The sequence below is a fragment of the Brevundimonas sp. genome (assembly GCF_041648055.1).
Classification (GTDB): Bacteria; Pseudomonadota; Alphaproteobacteria; order Caulobacterales; family Caulobacteraceae; genus Brevundimonas.
Genome location: NZ_JBAZPS010000013.1, coordinates 45,279 through 65,289 on the forward strand (window position 1 = coordinate 45,279; position 20,011 = coordinate 65,289).

Sequence of the window (20,011 nt, forward strand, 5' to 3'; positions counted from 1 at the left end):
ATGCGCGCTAAACTCATCGGCGGCGCCCTGGGTCTGGCGGTCGGGCTGCAGGCCGCGACCCAGGCTTTCGCCTGGACCTATCGCTGGGACGAGGCGCTGGGACCGGGCCTTCCGGTCGGACGCGAGGCCGTCCTTTATCCGCCGTGGGCCATCCTGCGCTGGAAGGCGAGGTTCGGGGCGGAGGCATCCGAAGCCCTGGCGAAGTCGGCGATGTTGATCCTGTTCGGCGGAGTCGGCGGTCTCGGCCTGGGCGCGGCGGCGGACGGCGGTGGCGCGCGGCGCCGGGTTCGCGGCTGGGGCGGTTTCAAGGAGGCGAAAGCGGCCGGTCTTCTCGAACGCGACGGAGCCGTCCTCGGCGTCTTCAAGGGACGGCTCCTCGCCACCCACGATCTGCGGCCGACCCTCGTCACCGGCGGCACCCGCAGCGGCAAGGGCAGGGGTCATGTAACGCCCACTCTCCTGTCCTGGGGCCAGAGCGTGATGGTGCACGATCCCAAGCGTGAGCTCTGGCGGGTGACGGCAGGATGGCGTTCGCGGTTCTCGCACACCCTCTATCTCGATCCGCGCGATCCGGCCTCGGCCCGGTGGAACCCCTTGGCCGAGATCCGGCCGGGAGCCGGCGAGATCGCTCAGGTTCAGCGGCTCGTCGCCATCCTGTCGGACCCCGGGGGTGCGCGCGACGACGAGGCGATCTGGGACAAGGCGGCGTCGGAAATCCTGGAAGCCGTCATCCTGCATGTCCTCTACACGGCCGAGGACGCGGACAAGACCCTGCTCAAGGTCCGAGAACTGCTCGCCGACCTCGACGGTGCGGCCGACGCCATGGTCAGGACGCTCCATCGCAAGGGCCCGGACGGCGAGCCCGAGACCCATCCGTTCATCGCGACCGCGGTCAAGGGCTATGCGGCGATGCACGATCGTTTCCGCACCTCGGTGCAGGGCACCGCGCGCTCCTATCTCAAATGGCTGGCGGGCGAGGATCTCGAACACGTCCTGTCCGGCTCGGACTTCGCCATGGGCGATCTGATGTGCGCCGAGGCGCCGGTCTCCCTATACGTGCAGGTGGCTCCGGCCGACGCCGCCGCGCTCCGTCCCCTGGTGCGTCTGGTCTTCTACGCGGCGGCCCAGAGCCTCACCGCCGAGGAGACGAAGGACTCCGCCGGCCGGGACAAGCGGTGGAAGCTTCTCATGGTCATGGATGAGTTTCCATTGCTGGGCCGTCTCGCCTTTTTCGAGAAGTCGCTGCGGCTGATGAGCGGCTTCGGGGTCAAGGCGATGTTCGTGGCCCAGAGCCTCAACGACATCGTCGAGACCTACGGCCAGTACAATACGATTTTGGACAATTGCGCGGTCTACACCGCCTTTTCGGCGCTCGATCCCCTGACCCAGGACAAGGTCTCCAGGCTCACCGGGACCATCAAGGAGAGCCGGACCAGCCGCAGCGGGCCGGCCATGATGGGCTCGGGACGCAGCACCGTGTCGCGGTCGGAGGTCGAGCGCCCGCTGATGGAGCCCGGAGAAATCCGAAGCCTGCCGGAGACCGAGCAGCTGGTGTTCGTCGCCGGCCAGAAGCCGCTGGTGACGGACAAGCTTTTCTATGACCGGCGCGAACCCTTCCGCAGCCGCGCCGGGCTCGCGCCCCCGGCCCAGGACGTCCGTATCGACGGACCGCCGGCCCGGCCTCATCCCTGGGCGGGGCGGCGCAGCCTGGGCGAGGACGCCGAGGCCAGCCTGCCGCTGTTCAAGGAGATCGTCGCCGCGATGGACGACAAGAAGGTCGCGGCCCGCGCCGCGGATATCTACGGCCGGGTCGCCCAGGAAATGGCCGCCCAGGACGCGGCCCTCGATCATCTGAAAGGACTGACCCCATGACCAGGCGAGCTCCCGTCCAGACCGCCCGGGTCCAGGTCTATCTCAACGATCCCAAGGTCATCTCCAGCCTGGGCCGCGAGGCGCGCGCCGGCAAGGTGTCGGTCAGTCAGGCGGCGGGGCACGCCCTGGCGCGCGGCCTGCAGAGCAGTCCACGCGCCGATCCCGAAGACCGGCTTCTCGCGCTGGAACAGGCCTTGAAAGGTCATATGCGGACGACAGCCCGCGACATGCAGATCATCCAGGAGCTCCTGGTCGAACTGGCGCGGGCCTTCTTCCTGCGCCTGCCGGACGGCGTGGCCGACCATGATCCCACGGTGCTGGCGGCGGTGGAGCGCCGGATCGAACAGATGCTCGATGACACGGCCGCGCGCATCGTCTCCGGCCGGACGGTCCCGGAAGACGATCGCCGCAGGCCCGATGACCGCAGTTTTCGTCCGGCCGACTGAATGGCCGCCCACCCCCTGATCGCCGAACGGAAGCTGGAGGCCCTGCGCCATGCCCTCGGCGACACGGTGCTCGCCGCCCTCCTGGATCCCGCTGTCGTCGAGATCCTCGCCAACCCGGACGGGCGGATCGTCGTCGACCGGCTCGGCGACGGCCGAAGCGACACGGGGCAGGTTCTTCACCCGGAGGCCCGGGAGAGGACCATCCGGTTGATCGCCGATCACATGGGCGAGGTGATCACCCGGGACGATCCGCGCCTGTCCGGCGTGCTGCCCGGAACCGGGGAGCGCTTCCAGGGCCTCCTGCCGCCCGTCGTCATCGCCCCCGCCTGGTCGATCCGCAAACGTCCTGCCGTGATCTGGGGGCTGGACGACTACGTCCGGGACGGGGTGATGACCGAAGCCCAGGCGGCGGCGCTCCGGGACGCGGTGGCGAGCCGGCGCAACATCCTAATCTCGGGCGGCACGGGATCGGGCAAGACGACCCTGGCCAACGCCGTCCTCGCCGAGCCGGGGTTCGCCGGGGATCGGGTTTTCCTGATCGAGGATACGCCCGAGCTCCAATGCTCCGCCTGGGACACGGTCGCGGTCCTGACCCGGCGCGGCCCGGTCGTGATCGGCGTGGTCGATCTGGTTCGCGATGCGCTCCGGATGCGGCCGGACCGGATCGTCGTCGGCGAAATTCGCGACGGCGCCGCCGCCCTGGAGACCCTCAAGAGCTGGAACACGGGCCATCCCGGAGGGCTGTCGACACTCCACGCCAACTCGGCCGAGGAGGCGCTGCGCCGGCTGGAGGATCTCGCGACCGAGGTCGTGGCTGTCCCGCCGCGCCGCACGATCGCCCAGGCCGTGGACGTCGTCGTCCATATCCGGCGAACGGACGCCGGTCGCCGGATCGAGCGTGTGGTCTCGGTGAACGGACTGACCGCCGAAGAGTACCGGCTCGAGACCCTCGGCTGAAGCCTCTCGACCTGGAGGGTCGCTGCTGAGGCCGATTTCTCCAAACAAATCAAATGCGATGATGTGGGTCACTCCAAGTCATCGACGGGTCGTGTCCGACTTATGTCCGCGAGTTGCTGCAAGTCGTCGAATGAGTTGTCTAGAGTTGTTTGTTAGTCGCGACCAAGTCGCCGATTTTACTCTTATTTTGTTGTTGACAACCCGTCCGTCTGTTTGCTTGCAATGAGTCGAAACGCGCTGAACCGCGTTGAACAAAAGGAAGCAATCGATGCGACGGAAGACTGGGCGCCGCCTGTTCGGCGCGATGATGACGTGCGGCCTGATGTTGGCCGGTCCCGCCCTGGCGGGAGGATCCGGGATGCCGTGGGAAGGCCCGCTTCAACAGATCGTGGAATCGATCACGGGCCCCGTGGTCCAGGCCGCGGCCGTGGTCGCGGTCGTGGTCTTCGGCGCCGGGATCGCCATGAGCGAGAACGGCTCCTCGATGCGGCGAGGCCTGGGCATCATGTTCGGTCTCTGCATCGCGTTCGCCGCCTCGACCTTCTTCCTGGACTTCTTCGGCTTCGCCGGCGGGGCGGAGATCGGGTGATGGCCGATGCTCGTTCAGACGCGCGCCCCGAAGGCTGGGATCTGCCGGTGGCCCAGGCCCTGGCCGAGCCGGTCCTGATGGCCGGGATGCCGCGAGACTACGCCATCGCCATGGGCACGATCGCCCTGATGCTCGGTCTGGCGCTGCGGATCTGGTGGCTGGGGCTGGCCTGGTGGGCGGCCGCCCACGCGCTCGGCCTGTGGGCGGCGCGCTCGGACCGGCGGTTCTTCGACGTGCTTCGCCGTCATCTGGCCAAGCCCGGCCATCTGGACGCGTGAGGCTCCTATGCGTTTTCTCGAGGAGCATCGCAGACGGCCCGCCGCCCTGGCCGACCATCTGCCCTGGGCCGCCCTGGTCGCGCCCGGGGTGATCCTCAACAAGGACGGGTCCTTCCTGTCCGGCTTCCGCTTCCGCGGTCCGGACCTGGAGTCTGCGACCGAGGACGAGCTGATGGCGGTCCGCGCCCGCCTCAACAACGCCCTGCGCCGTCTCGGCTCGGGCTGGTGCCTGCACGTCGAGGCGCGTCGGCGGCCGGCCTCGCCCTATCCGGAGAGCGCCTTCGACGTCGACGCGGCCTGGCTCCTGGACGAGGAACGCCGGAGCCGGTTCGAGAGCGCGGACCCGGCGTTCGAGACCGACTTCCGACTTTCCCTGACCTGGCTGCCTCCGGCGGATGAGACCCGCCGCATGGAACGCTGGCTGTTCGACGGCCTGGCCCGCGCCGGTCAGGACTGGCGCCAGTCGCTCGCGGCCTTCGAACGGGAGGCGGCGACGACCTTCGATCTCCTCGCCGATGGGCTGAACGAGATCGAACGGCTCGACGACGACATCCTCCTGACCTGGCTGCACGATAGCGTCTCGGCCCGGCCCTTTGCCGTGCGCGCGCCCGAAGCGCCCATGTTCCTGGACGCCTTTCTGGCCGACGCCGCCCTGACCGGCGGCGTGGCGCCCCGGCTCGGGGACCAGTGGCTGAAGGTCGTGTCGGTGCGCGGCCTACCCTCGGTGACACGGCCGGGCCTGCTCGACGCCCTGGGCACCCTGCCGTTCGAATACCGATGGACGGCGCGCTGGCTCGGCCTCGACAAGCCCGACGCCGAGACCGAGATCGTCAAGCTCAGGAAGCGCTGGTTCGCCAAGCGCAAGGGCGTCGGCGTCCTGCTGCGCGAGGCCATCACCAAGGAGGAGGTGCCGCTCCTCGATACGGATGCGGCCACCAAGACCGAGGAATGCGACGGCGCCCTGGCCGCGCTCGGGGCCGAGAGCTGCGCCTTCGGCTATCTGACCCTGACCGTCACGGTGCTGGACGCCTCCGAGGAGGGGGCGGCCGCCAAGGCCCGGGCCATCGAGGCGACCCTGAACGCCCAGGGTCTCGTCGCCCGGATCGAGGACCTCAATGCGGTCGAGGCCTGGCTCGGATCCCTGCCGGGCGAACCCTATGCCGATGTCCGACGGCCGCTGGTCTCCACCCTGAACCTGGCCGACCTTTTGCCGGTCTCCGCCGTCTGGGCCGGGCCGTCGATCGACGCCTGCCTCGATGGCCCGCCCCTGGCGACGGCCCGCACGACCGGATCCACGCCGTTCCGCCTCGTCCTCCATGTCGGGGACGTCGGCCACGCCATGGTCGTGGGCCCGACCGGATCGGGGAAGTCGGCGCTGCTGTCCTTCCTCGCCCTGCAATGGTTCCGCTATCCGGACGCCCGCGTCGTCTTCTTCGACAAGGGACGTTCGGCGCGCGCCGCCACCCACGCGGCCGGTGGCCGATGGCGGGCCATGGCGCCCGGCGCGGGCGTCTCCCTTCAGCCTCTCGCGCAGATCGACGACGAGACCGAACGGGCCTGGGCGTCCGAATGGATCGCCGAGACCGTGAAGCTAGCTGGGCTCGAGCCCGTTCCTCGTGTGCGCGAAGAGATCTGGGCCGCGCTCGGCGCCCTGGCCGAGGCGCCGCAGAGCCAGAGAACGCTGACCGTCTTCTGCGCCCTGGTGCAGGACAAGGCGGTGGCCGCCGCGCTCGAACCCCTGACCCTGAAGGGTCCGCACGGCGCGCTTCTGGACGGGGAGGGCGCGGCCCTCTCCGTCAGCCGCTTCGACACCTTCGAACTGGAGACCCTGATGGCGACGCCCTCGGCCGTGGCTCCGGTGCTCTCGGCCCTCTTCCACGAGCTGGAGCGCAGCTTCGACGGTCGCCCGACCCTGCTCGTGCTCGACGAGGCCTGGCTCTTCCTCGGAGAGACAGGGTTCGCGGCCAAGATCCGCGAATGGCTGAAGACCCTGCGCAAGCAGCGGGTGGCGGTGATCTTCGCGACCCAGAGCTTGGACGACATCGCTGGGTCATCCATCGCCTCGAGCCTGATCGAGAGCTGTCCGACCCAGGTCTTCCTGCCCAATCCCAGGGCGCTCGAGCCCTCGTCGGCGGAGCTCTATCGGGGCTTCGGTCTCAACCGGCGCCAGCTCGAGCTGATCGCCTTCGCCACGCCCAAGCGCGCCTACTACTGGCGCCAGCCCCGGGGCCGTCGGCTGTTCGACCTGCGCCTGACCGGTGTGGCCCTGGCCCTGTGCGGGGCGGGATCGCCCGAGGACCAGGCCCTGATCGAGGACGTCCTCGCCCGCTTCGGCGAACCCGCGTTCGCCCGTGAATTTCTCAAAGCCAAGGGAGTGCAGAATGTTGATTCCGTTTTCGACGCCTTCGCCCGTCCGCTCGCGGCCGAATAGGATCGTCTCCATCGCCGCCGGTGTCCTGACGGCGGTCAATCTCTTCGCCGCCACGCCCGTCCCGGCGCAGCAGGTGGTGTTCGACCCGCGCAACCATATCGAAAACGCCCTGCAGGCGGCGCGCCAGCTCGAGAGCCTCGCCAACGAGGCGAAGAGCCTGGCCGCCAATCCCTACAGCCATCTGGCCGGCTCCAGTCAGAGCCTGCGCGACATGGCCGAGCTCGCGAGGACGGCCCGGGGCCTGGCGACCTCCGTCAGCGGCCTCGAGCGGCAGTTCGACACCCTGTTCCCCGACGACCTCAGCGGGACCGACGCTCTGCGGCTTCTCGAACAGAGCCGGTCGCGCACGGCGAACGCCCGCAGGACCGCCGAGGATGTCGCCCGGACCGCCGCGGAGCTCGAACGGCTGGGGACGGCGCGGCACGCCAGGGTGTCGGGCGCGCTCGACTCCAGCGTGGCCGCCCAGGGCCAGACCGCCGCCATCCAGTCGACCAATCAGTTGCTGGCGGTCCTGGCCGAGGATCTCGCGGCGCTGCGGACCATCATGCTCGCCCAGTCGAGATTGATGGCCGAGACCACGGCCCGGGACGCCGCCGATCGGGCTTCGGGCGACGAGGCGCGCCGCCGCCGCTGGGCGGGCGGCGCGTCCGCGCCGGTCGCGCCCAGTTTCGATCCCCTGTCGCACGCGCGAGACTGAGGCCATGTCGGGCGCGGTCAGCATGGAGACCTCGAACGAGCTCATGGTGGTGTTTTCCAACACCGTCTCGGCCGGGTTCGACGCCCTGCAGGGCGCGGTCAACGGGGTCTTCGGCCTGCTGATCGTGCTGGTCGTCGCCCTGACCGGCATCCAGTGGGCGCTGTCCTCGAACCGGGAGGTCCTGGCGGCCGGATTCGGCAAGGTTCTGCTGATCGGCGCCTTCGCCTTTCTAATCAACGACTGGCAGCAACTCTCTGAAACCCTTTACGCGGGCTTCCTCGAACTGGGTCTGACGGCCGGCGGCGGCTCGCTGAGCCGCGAGGAATTCCTCAACCCCGGGGCCGTGCTCCAGCAGGGCTGGGAGATCGTCAAGGCGCTCGGCGACACGCCCGCGCCCGTCGACAATCCGCTCGATGTGGTCGGCAATCTCGCCGACGCCCTGATCCTGGGCCTGGCCATGATCGGCATCATGCTGGCGTTCGCGGTCCTGGCGCTGCAGATCATCGTCTCCCTGCTCGAGTTCAAGATCGTCACCCTGGGCGGGTTCGTGCTCCTGCCGTTCGGCATCTGGAACAAGTCCGCCTTCCTGGCGGAGCGCCCGCTCGGCTATGTGGTTTCCTCAGGCCTCAAGGTCCTGGCGCTGGCCATCGTGGTCTCGGGCGCGCGGACCATCTTCGACCAGCTCCAGCCGTCGGCCAATCCCGACATCTACGAAGCCCTCACGATCCTCGTGGCCTCGCTTCTGCTGGCGATGCTGGCCCTGTTCATCCCCAACCTCGCCTCGGCCCTCGTCACCGGCGGACCGGCCCTGGGCGCGGGGGCGGCGATCACGGCTGGCGTCGCGGTCGGCGGCGTCGCGGCGCTCGGAGCGGCAGGGTTGGCGGGCGCCGGAGGCGGAACTGCGGGAGCCGCCGGACGGCTGTCCGGCGCGGCCCGTTCGGCAGCGGGCGCCCAGGGCGGACGGTCGGCGCCCCCGCCGACGGGGCCTCGGCCTCCGGCCGGCCCGTCCGCGCCGCCGCAGCACTCCAACGACAATCCGCCGCCGCCTGGACCGCGCCGGCCGGCCGGCGGCGGCGCGGCCAGTCCGCCGGGACCGTCGGGGGCGTCCGGAGAGACGCCGGGCGTCTCCGAGCCGGCGGTCGCCTGGTCGTCGGCGGCGACGGAGTCGCTGGCAGCCCCGGCGGCCCTGTCAGGCTCGGCGCGGGGAGGCGGAGCGGCCTCGACCCCGGCCGGTCGCCCCGCCGCGACGATCGCACGGGAGGCCGAAGGCGCCCGCAGGGATTTCCACCGTGCGGCTGGCCAGAGCGGCTCGACGAGCTCCGGGAACAGACCGGCCGGTCGATCGCAGGCGCTGCAGGCCTTTTTCATCGCCAACACCGGCCGCGGCCTTCTGCCGGCCGGCGAGACCAGCGGTGTCCTCTCCCCCAACCTGAAGACCGAGGAGTCCTGAGATGCATCCCTTCTTCCGGCCCAAGCGGGCCATGGCCTCGGCGCCCGACCAGACGCCCTATCAGCGTGCGGGCCAGATCTGGGACGACCGCATGGGCCTGTCCCTGGCCCACGCCCGCAACTGGCGCCGCATCGCCGTCGCCAACCTGGTCCTGGCGGGCTTTCTCGGCGCGGGGTGGTGGGCCCAGGCCGACCGGGCCGTCGTCAAGCCGTTCGTGGTGGAGGTCTCCGATCTGGGCCAGACCCAGAGGATCACCGCCATCGGCGGCCGCTACGAGCCCAACGAGGCCCAGATCGGCCATGCGCTCGCCGGCTGGGTCAGGGACGTCCGGTCCAAGTCGATCGACCCGATTGTTATCCGGCAGAACTGGCTGCGCGCCTACGACCTGCTGACGCCGAAGGCGGCGTCCTTCCTCAACACCTGGGCGGCGGACCACGACCCGTTCGCCGAGGTCGGGCGTGAAGCCGTCAATGTCGAAATCCTCAACGTTGTCAGACGCACAGACCGGACTTTTGATCTGCAGTGGCGGGAGACGAGGTTCGTCAACGGCCAGTCGGCCGGGACCGAGCGCTGGCGCGCCCTGATCACGACGACGACCCAGCCGCCCCGCACCGAGGCCGAGCTGATGAAGAACCCCCTGGGCCTGAAAATCGAGGACATCTCATGGACCCCCGACGCCTCCTGATCCTGGCCGCGAGCGGCCTTCTGCTGTCCGGCTGCGCACTCCTGCGAGCGCAATCCGCTCCGCCCGGTGTTTCGGGCGAAACGATGGTCCGGGCGGCTGCGGCGACGGCATCAGCGCCGGAACCGCTGGCGGTGATGCTCGACGCGCCTGTCGCCGTGGATGAGCCGGTGACGCCGGAACCAGTTTCTGGAACGCGCCCCTATGAGGCGGCGGAGAGTCCGGAGCCTCAACCGGTCACGCGATCCGCCGCGGTCAGCGGCCGCGCGGCGATCGCGGCGGCCAATGTCTCGGCGCGGGCGCCCTCCCGCTCCGACGACTTCGTGGGCGGCGTCCAGGTGTTCGCCTGGTCGCCTGGGCGGGTGTTCGAGGTCTGGACCGCGCCCTTGCGGGTCACGACCCTGACCCTGGCGCCCGGCGAGACCCTCCAGTCCAAGGCGGCGGGCGACACGGTGCGCTGGCAGATCGGCGAGGCCAGTTCCGGATCCGGCACCGAGGCGCGGACCCATGTGATGCTCAAGCCTCTGGAGCGCGGCCTGGAGACAAACCTCATCCTGACGACGAACAGGCGGGTCTATCTCATTGATCTGAAGAGCGGAGCGGCGGACGCCTTCAACGCCGCCGTCGCTTGGGACGCCGGAGCGTCCGCCGCCGGGACGGAAGCCGTGACTGCGCCGTTGGCGCTGGCGGAGGTGCGTGTTCCGGATCCCGTCGTGACGCCGGAGGGGCCGCTCGACGGTCGTTACAGGATCGAGCCGCAAGGCCGACGGGCGCGCTGGACCCCGACGGCGGTCTTCAACGACGGGGTTCGCACCTTCATCACCCTGGACCCGGACGTCCAGGTCGATGAGGCGCCGGTCCTGTTCGTCGTCGCGCCGGACGGCGAGACCCAGATGGTCAACTACCGCCAGGTCGGAGGCCTCTTCGTCGTCGACCGCGTCTTCGACCGGGCCGAGCTCAGGCTCGGCGACCGCCACCCCCAGATCGTTCGCATCCGCCGCGTCTCAGGAGGCCGCTCATGACTGAGTTCGAAACCCCGCAGCCCGTCACGGCGGCGCCTCCGACAAAAGAGCCGGCGCCGGGTCTCGACGCGCGGGCGGCCCGGCCTCACGCCGTTCGGCTCCGCAAATCGGTGGTGCAGATGATCGTGATCGGCGGAGCCGTTCTGGTTTCCGGCTCCCTGGCCTGGGCCTTCGTCGTCCAGCCCGAGCTGCGCGACGCGGCCCGGATCCGAAAGGCCGAGGATCGGGAGGACAGCGCGCGCGGTTCGGTGCGACCGACCGAGGCCGTCACCGATCAGCCCGCCAGCTATGACCGGCTTCCGGAGCCTCGCGGGGCGGATACAAAGCCGACGGCGGCGACGAGCGAAGCGACGGCCGCTCCACTTCGCCGGGAGGCCGCCTATGCGACCTCTTACCGGTCTGCGGCGCCGGCCCGGCCGACGGGACCGAGCCCGCGACAGCTGGCGGCGCAGTCGGGCCTGTTCTTCGCCCAGGCGGGGAGCGCGGGAACGACCCCGGCAGGTTCTGGACCGGCTCAGGAGCGGTCGACCCGAACCGATCCGGATCTGGGGGCGATGTACAGTGGCCATAGCCTGGTGGCGCCCTTGTCGCCGTTCGAGCTCAAGGCCGGGGCCATCGTGCCGGCGGCCCTGTTGACCGCCGTGGACACGTCGCGCGCCGGACCGGTCGTCGCCACCGTGACCCAGAACGTCTACGACTCGATCAGCGGCCGCCACCTGCTGCTTCCCCAGGGGACCCGGTTGATCGGGACCTCCGAGGGTGAGAGCGTCTATGGCGACCGGCGCGCCTTCCTGACTTGGGAACGGCTGATCCTGCCCAACGGCAAGAGCCTGATCCTGAGCTCGGAAGCGGGCGTCGATGCTCAGGGCGCAACGGGCGTGCGCGGCCAGATCGACCGGCGGCTGTTTCCCCTTCTGGTCGGGACCCTGTTCGCCGGGGCCATCACCACCCTCGGTCAGGTCGCCCGGGACGGCAAGCGCGGATCGGGCGGCCTGCTCGGCGACGCCGGCGATGCGGCGGCGATCGAGGGGTCTCAGGTCGGCGGTCGGCTGGTCGATCGCGAGCTCGATGTGAGGCCGTCGATCCGGCTGCGCGCGGGAGCGCCGGTCCGGGTGATGATCACCCGCGACCTCATCCTGGAGCCCTATCAGCCATGACCTCGCCCCTCGACAACGGAAACCGGTGGGCCGTTCTCGGCGTCGCCGTCTTCATGATGACCTGCGTCGGGCTGATCCTGGATCGGTGTCCGGCCCTGGCTCTGGTCAATGAGAGCCCGAGCCTTCCGAAAGGCGTCTATTTTCGGCAGCCGGGGGAGGGGCCGGACCGGAACGCCATCGTCGCCGTGCCCCAGCCTCGCGTGGCGCGCCCCTATCTGTCGGGCCTGGGCATGCCGCAGGACATCCTCCTGATCAAACGCGTCGCCGCGGTCGGGGGAGAGGTCGTCTGCCGAAGCGACGACGAGGTGAGGACGCCTGATCGTGTCGTTCGGGCCCGGTCGCGGGATCGCCAGGGCGTGGCCCTGCCGACGTGGAGTGGCTGTCGACGGCTGGCCTCCGATGAGGTGTTCCTTCTGGGCGATACGGCGTCGAGTTTCGACAGCCGGTATTTCGGTCCCGTTCACCGGGACCAAATTCGGGGCGTCTATCGGGAGGGCTTAACATGGTGAGGTCGCTCTTCGTCGGACTGGCCGCGTTGGCCATCGCGTCACAGGTTTCGGCCCAGGCCGTAGATTGGCGACAGGCCGGTGGCGATCTGTTCGGGGCGCCCGTCGCGCCTGTCGTCGAGCCCGCGTCGATCGATGCCGGGACACCAACACTGGAGCCGCTGAGCCAGCCGTTTCAGGACGCCATCGAAGCGGCGGCCCTCGCCCACGGACTGGATCCCAAGCTCCTTCACGCGCTTGTGGTCACGGAAAGCGGGTATAGGGCCGACGCCTTGTCACCGGCGGGCGCGGGCGGCCTGACTCAGTTGATGCCGCGGACAGCCCTTGACCTCGGTGTCAGGAACCGCTTCGATCCCATTGAAAACCTGAGGGGAGGAGCCGCCTATCTCGCCCGACAGCTGGTGCGTTTCGGCGACTTGAGGCTGGCGCTCGCCGCCTACAATGCGGGCCCGTCGCGGGTCGAGCGACTGGGACGTATGCCCGACATCGCCGAGACCCGGGCCTATGTCTCCACGGTCATTGAATGCTACCTGGCCCTGAGCGCAGGACGGAGCGTGCGCCGTTCTAAGCAGTGTTTGCCGGTTGGAGACGCGCCATGATCGCGACCGTCGAAGACAGCTCGGCGGGCGCGGACGGTCAGGCTCTGTTGACCCGGGCCGAAGCGGCCGCCCATCTGGAGCAGTTCGGCGTGCGGCTGAAGCCCGCGACCCTGGCCCGTCTCTGGTCGACCGGGGGCGGGGGACCGCCATGCCGGCACATCCGGGCCAAACCCTTTTATCCGCGCGACCTTCTCGAAGCCTGGGCGAAGTCGCAGATCTCGGACCTCCGAACCGCGGCCCCGGCGGCCGCCCAGGCGCGTCGTCGTGTCTGAGCCGGCGCACACGCCTCGATGGCCGACGGCCGAGGCTGTCCTCGCCGATCCGTCGGCGAGCTTCGCTCTCAAGGCCGTCGTTCGGGACTGGGCGGCTCTCGATCCGGTCGACGCCGCCAATGACGCCGCGATCCTGCAAGCGGTGTGTCACGGCGCGGTTCTGGCGGCGATGGGTTTCCGGAAATGACGGAGGAGGGTCGGAGTGAGCCGGGAGGATCAGACGACCGCCTTCTGGCGTGGCCACGCGTTCAGGATATCACAGGCCTGAGCCGGACCACGGCATGGCGGCTCCAGCGCGCTGGAAGCTTTCCGTCGCCGGTGCGGATCTCCGTAAACCGGGTGGCATGGCGGGAGAGCGAACTTACGGCCTGGTCTGCGGCACGGACGAGGGAGGCGCCACCGTCGGTCGCGGCGCGTGCGCTGGCTCCCGCGCGGGCGCCGAAACTCCCGGGCTTGAACCGGTCCCGTTCCCCGGTCCGTGCGGCGATGCGAACGGTCGATCCGGTCGCGAGCCTCCGCCCGGACAGCGGCTCGGAGCAGGTTGGAGCGTCCGTGAAGGCCAAAGGGTCGAAGCGGCGGCCCAAGGCTACCGCCTCGCTGGATCAGATCGACTTCGGCTTCTGAGCAGGGGTGCGCTTGGGAAAATCCGGATCGGCGACGGTCATCAATCTTTGGGGGCAGTAAGCTCCTGATCGAAGGCCGCTAGCCGATCGGGCATGTCGATCAGTTTAAGTGCGGCCGCCGCCAGCGCTTCCGACACGGTCGGGTAGGTCTCCGCCGAATTCATCGAGACGCCGTTCGGGAAACTCACAGTCGACTGGAAGCCGTTTCCACGCGGGGCTGCGGAGAGTTTTACCTCTGTCATATCGCTCTCCAGGTCGTTTTGAGGATGTGAAACCAGATCCTAAGCCTCTTGGGACCGCAGAGGAAAGCCTGCGCCCTCCGCCAGTGCACTCGCCGCGCCGCCGTCCTTGATGCTCCGTTTTTCCAACTCCAGACAGGTCACCACGAGATTCGTTCGAATCTCAAGCATCGCAGCAGGCCACAACGTATAGAAGTGAGGTGTTGTTGCAACACCACATCTAGCGTTCGATCCCGAATCGCGGGACAGATGGAAGGATTTCCTTAACCCTGCTTCCATTTGTCCGTCACCGCGCCATAGTTATAGGTGCGCCGCGGCGATTCGCATGCGCGGGATGCTGGCCGAAACCGGCACGACACTCCCGGGAGGGGGAAGATGAGGCTCAGGCCTCAGACCGCGGTCGACCGGCCGGGACCAACGGGGAGAGGCGACCACCAGACTTGGCCGTCGCAGGAAGTCGTCTCTCGCCCGCTTTTTTCAACCGATCGCAGACCGGTGCCGGATATAAACGCGCTTTGCCCTGGCACACAACAGGCCAGAGCGCCAACCGGAGAGCCTGGCTGCGGCATGTTCCTTCTGGACATCCATGACCCCGAAAGTCAGCTTTTTCCGCGTCGGCAACGGCGATATGACCTTGATCACCCTGGCCAGCGGCCGGACTATCCTCATCGACTGCAATATCCGGGCAGCCGCAGACGACGCCGGGGACGCGACGCCCGATGTCTGCAGCCAGCTGAAGGATCGCCTGCGCCGCGACGGCGCGGGGCGTCCCTATGTAGACGCCATGATCCTGTCTCATCCTGACGCCGACCACTGCCGGGGCGTCGAGACCCACTTCCATCTGGCGCCCTTGGCGGACTACGTCGCCGACGGGGGCAAGATCGTCATTCGCGAGATGTGGTCATCGCCCATGGTCTTCCGGCGGGCGTGCCGCAGCCACGTCCTGTGCCCCGACGCCAAGGCGTGGAACAAGGAGGCCAAGCGCCGCGTGGCGGTCTTCAGGTCCAAGGGCTCATGCGACGTCAGCGAGCGCGTGCAGATCATCGGCGAGGACGAGGACGGCAAGACCGACGATCTGGCTGCAATCCTGGTCCGCATCGACGAGGTTGTCTGGGCGATCGACGGCTCCAGCGAGCCGAACTTCGAGGCCCGTCTGCTCGCCCCTCTGCCTAAGAGCGACAGCGAAGACGAGGAAGAGGCCCTCTCCAAGAACGACAGCAGCATCATCTTCCAGTTCAAGATCGCCGATGCTGGCGTCGATCCGGTCCTCTTCCTCAGCGGCGGCGACGCCGAGGTCGGCATCTGGGAGCGGCTCTGGGCGCGCAAGTCCTCCACGCCGGACCATCTGGCCTACGACCTGCTTCAGGCGCCCCATCACTGCAGCTGGCACAGTCTGTCCTGGGAGAGCTGGAGCCAGAAGGGCGAAGACGCCAAGGTGAGCCCGGACGCGCGCGACGCCTTAGGGCAGGCTCGGAGCGGCGCCGTGATCGTGGCCAGTTCCAAGCCCATCAAGGACGACGACAGCGATCCGCCGTGCATCCGGGCCAAGCGGGAATACCGCGACATCCTCGCCGGGGTGAAGGGAGATTTTGTCTGCGTCGGCGATGGCGGTCCCGAGCCGCTCGAATACCAGATCGGTTACGGCGGACTGTCGTTGATCAAGGCCGCGACGCCGCGAGGGCCCACCCTGATCGGAGTGACGCCGCAGGGCCACGGGTGAACCGGGTCGCCGCGGAATACGCCCGGCGGGATATCGAGCGACATTCGGCCGTCCAGGCTGTCGGCCCTCTCGAAGAGGGGGGCGGCGGCCTTCGGCTGTGGGTCGATCTGGATCTCGGTTTCGGGAACAGATGGCTGGCCAAGGGCGCCAGTCCGGGCGGGGTGCGTCCGGTCGAGCGGGTCCGGTTCGAGTTTGGGCCCGGCTATCCGGCTGTCGCTCCGGAGCCGTCCTATCGCGCCGATCTCGGTCGGGCCTTCGCCCACGTTCAGCCGTGGCTGACCGCAGACGGCCTGCCGGTGCCATGCCTGACGGAGGCGCCGATTGATGATTTTTACGCAGCCCACGGGATGAAGGGTCTCCTAAGCCAGTTCGTCGTCTGGCTTTCGAGAGCGGCAGCGGGCGTTCTGATCGATCCTGAGCAGGGCTGGGAGCCGTCTCGCCGGGACAGCTATGACGACGTCGTCGTCGTCGACACCGGCGCCTTGCGGGCGATACCGGACGATGGCGGTCTCGCCTCGGTGGGCTACGCCTATCTGCAATCCCGCTTCGGCGATCTGGCGCTTCCGCGCGGCCCGGCTCGGCATTGGCTTGGCGAGGTGGGAGGGCCCGTCAAACTGGCGGATGCCGAGATATGGGCCGACACCCAGGGGCGGATGACGTGGGGCCGGGGTGTCGCCGTTGCCGTATGGGCGGCCACCGGCACGGGCGAGGAGCCGCCGCCGACAATCGGCGTCTATGCGCCGGACGATGTTGACACCTGGGACGCGCTGGCCCGCAAGGCGGCGGAGTATCACCTCAACCGGCGTCTGGAGTTCGTTCTCGGCTTGCTGACGGCGCACAAGCCGACCCGCAGCGAGCGCGCGGTGTTGCCGGTCGTCGTCTTCCTGCTGGTGCGCAGACCGGTTCGCCTTGCCGGACTCGACAGCCCGGTGGAAATCTTCGCCTACCGGATGCAGCTGGCGTTCGGAGGCAGGGGCGCCAAGCTCGACCGCGCCACCCCGGTGCGGCGTTTGCTGGTCCGGGACCAGGTTTCCACAGCGCTTCTGCGCCGGATGAGCGGCAAGCCCGAACCCCGGGCGTCCTGGGCTCTCGTCGGCGCCGGAAGTCTGGGTTCCAAGATGGGACTGCATCTGGCCCGTGAGGGCGCCCCGCCCGTGGCCGTGACCGACAAGGCCGGCCTGGCGCCGCACAATCTCGCCCGTCACGCCCTGACACCGTCCAACCTTCCCCTCGGCCTGGGCTGGGCGGCCTACAAGTCGACAGCGCTCGCCGAGGCCATCGAGGCGGTCACGCGGGAACCGGTCGAAAGCCTTCCCGTGGAAGCCGCCGTCGCCATCGCGGCGCTCACCAAGCCGTCTGTGGCGCCCGACGTCATCGTCAACACGACGGCGTCGCTCTCGGTTCGCGCGTCGGCAGCGCTTTCACCGGCCGGCGGCCCGCGCTGGATCGATGGCGAACTCTTCGACAGGGCCGCGCTGGGGATGCTCCGGACCGAAGGGCCCGCGCGCAATCCGGCGATCGAGGAGCTGGCAGGGGCGGCCTATGTCCTGGCGCGAGACGAGGCGGCGGAGGGCTCCCACGTCTTCGGCGGTACGCTTCAGGTGGTCGCCCTCGGCGAGGGCTGCGGGTCGGCGACGATGGTGGCGGACGACGCCCGGCTCTCCGTTCTGGCGGCGGGTATGGCCCAATCCGTGTCCGATCATCTGGCGGGCCTGCCGGACACCGGGCTTGTCGAGACCTGGCGCCGCGAGGGGAGGGGCGTGGTCTATACGCGGACTCCTGTCGCGGCGTTCGTGCGGGTCTCGCTGGAGGAAGGCTGGACGCTCAGTGTCTCGGACCGGGTCCGGCAGGCGCTGTCGGTGGATATCGCCAAGTGGCCTCGCGTCGAGACGGGCGGGGTGCTGATGGGGCGGGTGTCGTTGGTGCAGCGCGTGATCTACGCCCTGGACGTCATCGCAGCGCCTCCGGACAGCCGCCGCTCTCCGGCGTATTTCGAGCTCGGTGTCGAAGGCCTCGATGACGCGATTTCCAGCTGGGCGCGGGAAACAGCCGGGGCGCTCTATTGCGTCGGGACCTGGCACAGCCACCTGGGTCCGGCGACCCCGTCCGGCGTCGACCGGGCCACCGCGCGCCGTCTGGGCGCCCATTCCCCCTATCCCCTGGCTCTGCTCATTCAGGGCCGGGACGGCTACAAGGGCGTGCTCGCGGCCGTGAGCGAGGAAACATCATGACGACCCCGACCTTCGACCCCTATGAATATATCGCGATCATCACCCCCGGCGCGGTGGTCGCGGCGGGCGTGGCGCTTCTGTGGCCGGAAGCCAGGGCGCTTCTGGCTGTCGAGGGCGTATCGCTGGGGGATCTCGGTCTCTTTCTGGTCGCCGCTTTCGTGGCGGGCCACCTTGTGCAGGGGCTGGGCAATCTGGTCGAGTTCGCGTTGTGGGCTCCGTTCGGTGGTCTCCCGTCGCGGTGGTTGCGCCGGGAGGGTCGGCTGGTCGCCCCCGCGCAGCGGATCGCGTTTCTTGAGCGCCTCGACGCCGTGACTGGCGTCGAGGCCCCGCAGGCCCTACCCGGCGCGGCCTTCGACAGTCTGATGCGTCAGGCTTACGCGCGCCTGGCCGCCTCGGGACGGACAGGCCGCATCGACATGTTCAACCGAACCTATGGGCTTATGCGGGGGCTCACCGCCGCCTTCCTGTTGATGGCGGTCTGGTTTCTCATCGCGCGCTGGCCAGATCCGCAATATGCCTGCGTGGCGATCGGCGGGGCCGTCATCGCCGCCCTGCGGGCCTGGCGGTTCGCGCGTTACTACACCCGCGAGATCGTCGTTGAGTTCATCGGCGCCGAGGCGGCTCGCACCAACGCCGGCTCCATCCCCGTTAGCGAGCCCACGAAGGCGGGTTGAGCCCCGCAGCGGTTGGCACGGTCGTGCTCGCGCTCCTTGCGAAGCGCCGCTGCCCGCGCCACATGATGCTCCGCAAAGGGACTGGCTCCCGCCGCCGCTGCGACCCGATCGCAAAGACCCCCCGTTCATTGACTATTCAGGCTTTGAGCGGGATAACGGCAGTCTCAACCAGGTGTCAAAATGCCTCCCGTCGGCAGTTACAGTCTCGAAGATCGGCGTAACGAGAAGCAGGCTTCTCGGGAACGCGATGACGCGAATCTGCGATCGGGCCTGGTTTCGCGCGCTGACATGATCCGCGAGAACGGGATTTTCAGCGGTCTGAACCTTGCGGGCGCGGTCATCCGTCGCCGCCGCTAGGGCCGCGCCTGGACCTTGCTGCCTCCTGAAACCGTTCTAAAGCTGGTCTCGATCCTGAGGCTGGACGACGACGCCTTTGTCGTTGGCGGCCAGGCTTTCAACATCTGGGCCGAGCGCTACGCCGGCGATGATCCGGCCTTGCTTGAGTTCGGTCCGTTCACCTCGAAAGACCTGGATTATTTCGGGCACCTGCAGGCCGCGACCAAGCTCGCCACCGCTCTCCAGGGCAAGCTGAACATCCCGTCGCTGGACGACCACACGCCCAACGCAGCCAAGGTCGAGGCCGAGGTCGACGGTTTGTGGATCGAGATCGACTTCATCACCAACGTGATCGGGGTTCGATCGGATCTCGAAAAGCTCGCGGTGGAGCTTCTTGTCCCTTACCGCACGCGGGAGGTCGCAGACATTCTGGCGATCCCCGTCATGCACCCGCTGCACTGTTTCCAAAGCCGGGTCGCGAACGTCACCCGGCTCGGCCGAACCGATGATACCGCCATGCGACAGCTGCATGCTTCTCCCATCGTCCTGGAACACTATATCGAGGAACAACTCGTCGCCGGGGACAGCCGTGAGGCGCAGCGCGTCTTGAGAGGCCTGGCCGACTTCCTGCAAAACGATGCGGACGGACGTCGCGCCCATGAGGTGTGCCGTTACGACCCGATGGCCATCCTCGACCGGGCGGCGATGGATGATCGTCTAGATCGTCGCTTTCGGGGCTTCAACATCGCTGGCATGACTCTGAGGCTGCGGCTGGGACGCGAGATGAGGCGGGCCCGGGCCGCCTTCGGCAGACTGTTTCCTCCCGCGCCGGATGCCGTCAACGCGTCCTGATCGGGATCGACCTCCAGATGGAAGCCAAGCGTTGGGGGGAGCGGCCACCTCGCGCCCTTTGGCTGGATCAGGCTGTCACTCATCCCGCTCACCCCTGTCGTGACTGGCCCGGGCCTCTGCGGCGGCGTCCAGCATGCGAAAAGCTGAAAGATCGGCTTCGTCGGCCGTCATGCGAATGGAGTCCCGGGAGGGATCCTCGACGACGACCGCGTCCTTGGACGATCGCGGTTTCAGCGGGCCCTGACGGGTCGAACTACGGCTGGTCATGCGGTTCAAACTCAGCGATGACGGGCGAGTTCCTCCGCCGCTGACGAGGCCGAATGCGAACTGGGCCGAAATCGCTCGCTTTTTTCTCGAACGCGCGGGCGGAACGCGGTT

General features: G+C 68.8%; 22 protein-coding genes. 20 read left to right on the plus strand and 2 right to left on the minus strand.

Annotated features, from left to right (window positions below; translation table 11 throughout):
• From WC585_RS16030 to WC585_RS16105, 16 genes are all read left to right on the plus strand, one after another.
• Positions 1-1,872, plus strand: coding sequence for a type IV secretory system conjugative DNA transfer family protein (locus WC585_RS16030; RefSeq protein WP_373258902.1), 1,872 nt, complete (start codon positions 1-3; stop codon positions 1,870-1,872).
• On the plus strand, positions 1,869-2,318 hold the full coding sequence (locus WC585_RS16035) for a hypothetical protein (protein ID WP_196066296.1): 450 nt from the start codon (positions 1,869-1,871) through the stop codon (positions 2,316-2,318). The genes WC585_RS16030 and WC585_RS16035 overlap by 4 nt, the downstream gene beginning before the upstream one ends.
• Positions 2,319-3,275 (plus strand): P-type conjugative transfer ATPase TrbB, encoded by a 957-nt coding sequence (gene trbB, locus WC585_RS16040; RefSeq protein WP_154725247.1) that lies wholly within the window; start codon positions 2,319-2,321, stop codon positions 3,273-3,275.
• Between the two features lie 268 nt (positions 3,276-3,543).
• The gene (locus WC585_RS16045) at positions 3,544-3,864 is read left to right on the plus strand and encodes a TrbC/VirB2 family protein (RefSeq protein WP_154725248.1); all 321 of its coding nucleotides are present in this window, start codon (positions 3,544-3,546) and stop codon (positions 3,862-3,864) included.
• Positions 3,864-4,142, plus strand: coding sequence for a VirB3 family type IV secretion system protein (locus WC585_RS16050; RefSeq protein WP_154725249.1), 279 nt, complete (start codon positions 3,864-3,866; stop codon positions 4,140-4,142). The genes WC585_RS16045 and WC585_RS16050 overlap by 1 nt, the downstream gene beginning before the upstream one ends.
• Before the next feature lie 7 nt (positions 4,143-4,149).
• Positions 4,150-6,573 carry a conjugal transfer protein TrbE gene (gene trbE, locus WC585_RS16055; RefSeq protein WP_373258906.1) on the plus strand — a complete coding sequence of 808 codons (2,424 nt, stop codon included), beginning with the start codon at positions 4,150-4,152 and terminating at the stop codon, positions 6,571-6,573.
• Positions 6,524-7,270: a conjugal transfer protein TrbJ gene (locus WC585_RS16060; RefSeq protein ID WP_154725251.1), complete on the plus strand. Its 747-nt coding sequence runs from the start codon at positions 6,524-6,526 to the stop codon at positions 7,268-7,270. Before trbE ends, WC585_RS16060 begins: the two co-directional genes overlap by 50 nt.
• Before the next feature lie 4 nt (positions 7,271-7,274).
• Positions 7,275-8,720: a P-type conjugative transfer protein TrbL gene (trbL, locus tag WC585_RS16065; RefSeq protein WP_230307489.1), complete on the plus strand. Its 1,446-nt coding sequence runs from the start codon at positions 7,275-7,277 to the stop codon at positions 8,718-8,720.
• Position 8,721: 1 nt separating this feature from the next.
• Positions 8,722-9,405, plus strand: coding sequence for a conjugal transfer protein TrbF (gene trbF, locus WC585_RS16070; protein WP_154725252.1), 684 nt, complete (start codon positions 8,722-8,724; stop codon positions 9,403-9,405).
• Positions 9,384-10,424, plus strand: coding sequence for a P-type conjugative transfer protein TrbG (gene trbG, locus WC585_RS16075; RefSeq protein WP_154725253.1), 1,041 nt, complete (start codon positions 9,384-9,386; stop codon positions 10,422-10,424). The genes trbF and trbG overlap by 22 nt, the downstream gene beginning before the upstream one ends.
• On the plus strand, positions 10,421-11,581 hold the full coding sequence (locus WC585_RS16080) for a TrbI/VirB10 family protein (protein ID WP_154725254.1): 1,161 nt from the start codon (positions 10,421-10,423) through the stop codon (positions 11,579-11,581). The genes trbG and WC585_RS16080 overlap by 4 nt, the downstream gene beginning before the upstream one ends.
• Positions 11,578-12,090 (plus strand): S26 family signal peptidase, encoded by a 513-nt coding sequence (locus tag WC585_RS16085; protein ID WP_230307490.1) that lies wholly within the window; start codon positions 11,578-11,580, stop codon positions 12,088-12,090. The genes WC585_RS16080 and WC585_RS16085 overlap by 4 nt, the downstream gene beginning before the upstream one ends.
• Positions 12,084-12,686, plus strand: a complete 603-nt coding sequence (locus WC585_RS16090; protein ID WP_154725255.1) for a lytic transglycosylase domain-containing protein — start codon at positions 12,084-12,086, stop codon at positions 12,684-12,686. The genes WC585_RS16085 and WC585_RS16090 overlap by 7 nt, the downstream gene beginning before the upstream one ends.
• Positions 12,683-12,958 carry a hypothetical protein gene (locus tag WC585_RS16095; RefSeq protein WP_154725256.1) on the plus strand — a complete coding sequence of 92 codons (276 nt, stop codon included), beginning with the start codon at positions 12,683-12,685 and terminating at the stop codon, positions 12,956-12,958. The genes WC585_RS16090 and WC585_RS16095 overlap by 4 nt, the downstream gene beginning before the upstream one ends.
• A complete protein-coding gene (locus WC585_RS16100; protein ID WP_373258910.1) occupies positions 12,951-13,145 on the plus strand; it encodes a hypothetical protein in 195 nt (64 codons plus the stop codon). Before WC585_RS16095 ends, WC585_RS16100 begins: the two co-directional genes overlap by 8 nt.
• Complete coding sequence (locus WC585_RS16105; RefSeq protein WP_373258912.1) at positions 13,142-13,582, plus strand: helix-turn-helix transcriptional regulator; 441 nt, start codon at positions 13,142-13,144, stop codon at positions 13,580-13,582. Before WC585_RS16100 ends, WC585_RS16105 begins: the two co-directional genes overlap by 4 nt.
• A 40-nt stretch (positions 13,583-13,622) precedes the next feature.
• Here WC585_RS16105 and WC585_RS16110 read toward each other — a convergent pair whose 3' ends face one another.
• Positions 13,623-13,823, minus strand: coding sequence for a hypothetical protein (locus tag WC585_RS16110; RefSeq protein WP_154725259.1), 201 nt, complete (start codon positions 13,821-13,823; stop codon positions 13,623-13,625).
• A gap of 583 nt (positions 13,824-14,406) precedes the next feature.
• Here WC585_RS16110 and WC585_RS16115 point away from each other — a divergent pair.
• From WC585_RS16115 to WC585_RS16130, 4 genes are all read left to right on the plus strand, one after another.
• The gene (locus WC585_RS16115; protein WP_154725260.1) at positions 14,407-15,540 is read left to right on the plus strand and encodes an MBL fold metallo-hydrolase; all 1,134 of its coding nucleotides are present in this window, start codon (positions 14,407-14,409) and stop codon (positions 15,538-15,540) included.
• On the plus strand, positions 15,537-17,771 hold the full coding sequence (locus tag WC585_RS16120; RefSeq protein ID WP_196066297.1) for a Mov34/MPN/PAD-1 family protein: 2,235 nt from the start codon (positions 15,537-15,539) through the stop codon (positions 17,769-17,771). The genes WC585_RS16115 and WC585_RS16120 overlap by 4 nt, the downstream gene beginning before the upstream one ends.
• On the plus strand, positions 17,768-18,445 hold the full coding sequence (locus WC585_RS16125) for a hypothetical protein (protein ID WP_154725262.1): 678 nt from the start codon (positions 17,768-17,770) through the stop codon (positions 18,443-18,445). Before WC585_RS16120 ends, WC585_RS16125 begins: the two co-directional genes overlap by 4 nt.
• 372 nt (positions 18,446-18,817) lie before the next feature.
• Positions 18,818-19,633: a hypothetical protein gene (locus tag WC585_RS16130; protein WP_373258914.1), complete on the plus strand. Its 816-nt coding sequence runs from the start codon at positions 18,818-18,820 to the stop codon at positions 19,631-19,633.
• 75 nt (positions 19,634-19,708) lie between these two features.
• Here WC585_RS16130 and WC585_RS16135 read toward each other — a convergent pair whose 3' ends face one another.
• Positions 19,709-19,900 carry a hypothetical protein gene (locus tag WC585_RS16135; RefSeq protein WP_154725265.1) on the minus strand — a complete coding sequence of 64 codons (192 nt, stop codon included), beginning with the start codon at positions 19,898-19,900 and terminating at the stop codon, positions 19,709-19,711.
• Positions 19,901-20,011: the final 111 nt, after the last annotated feature.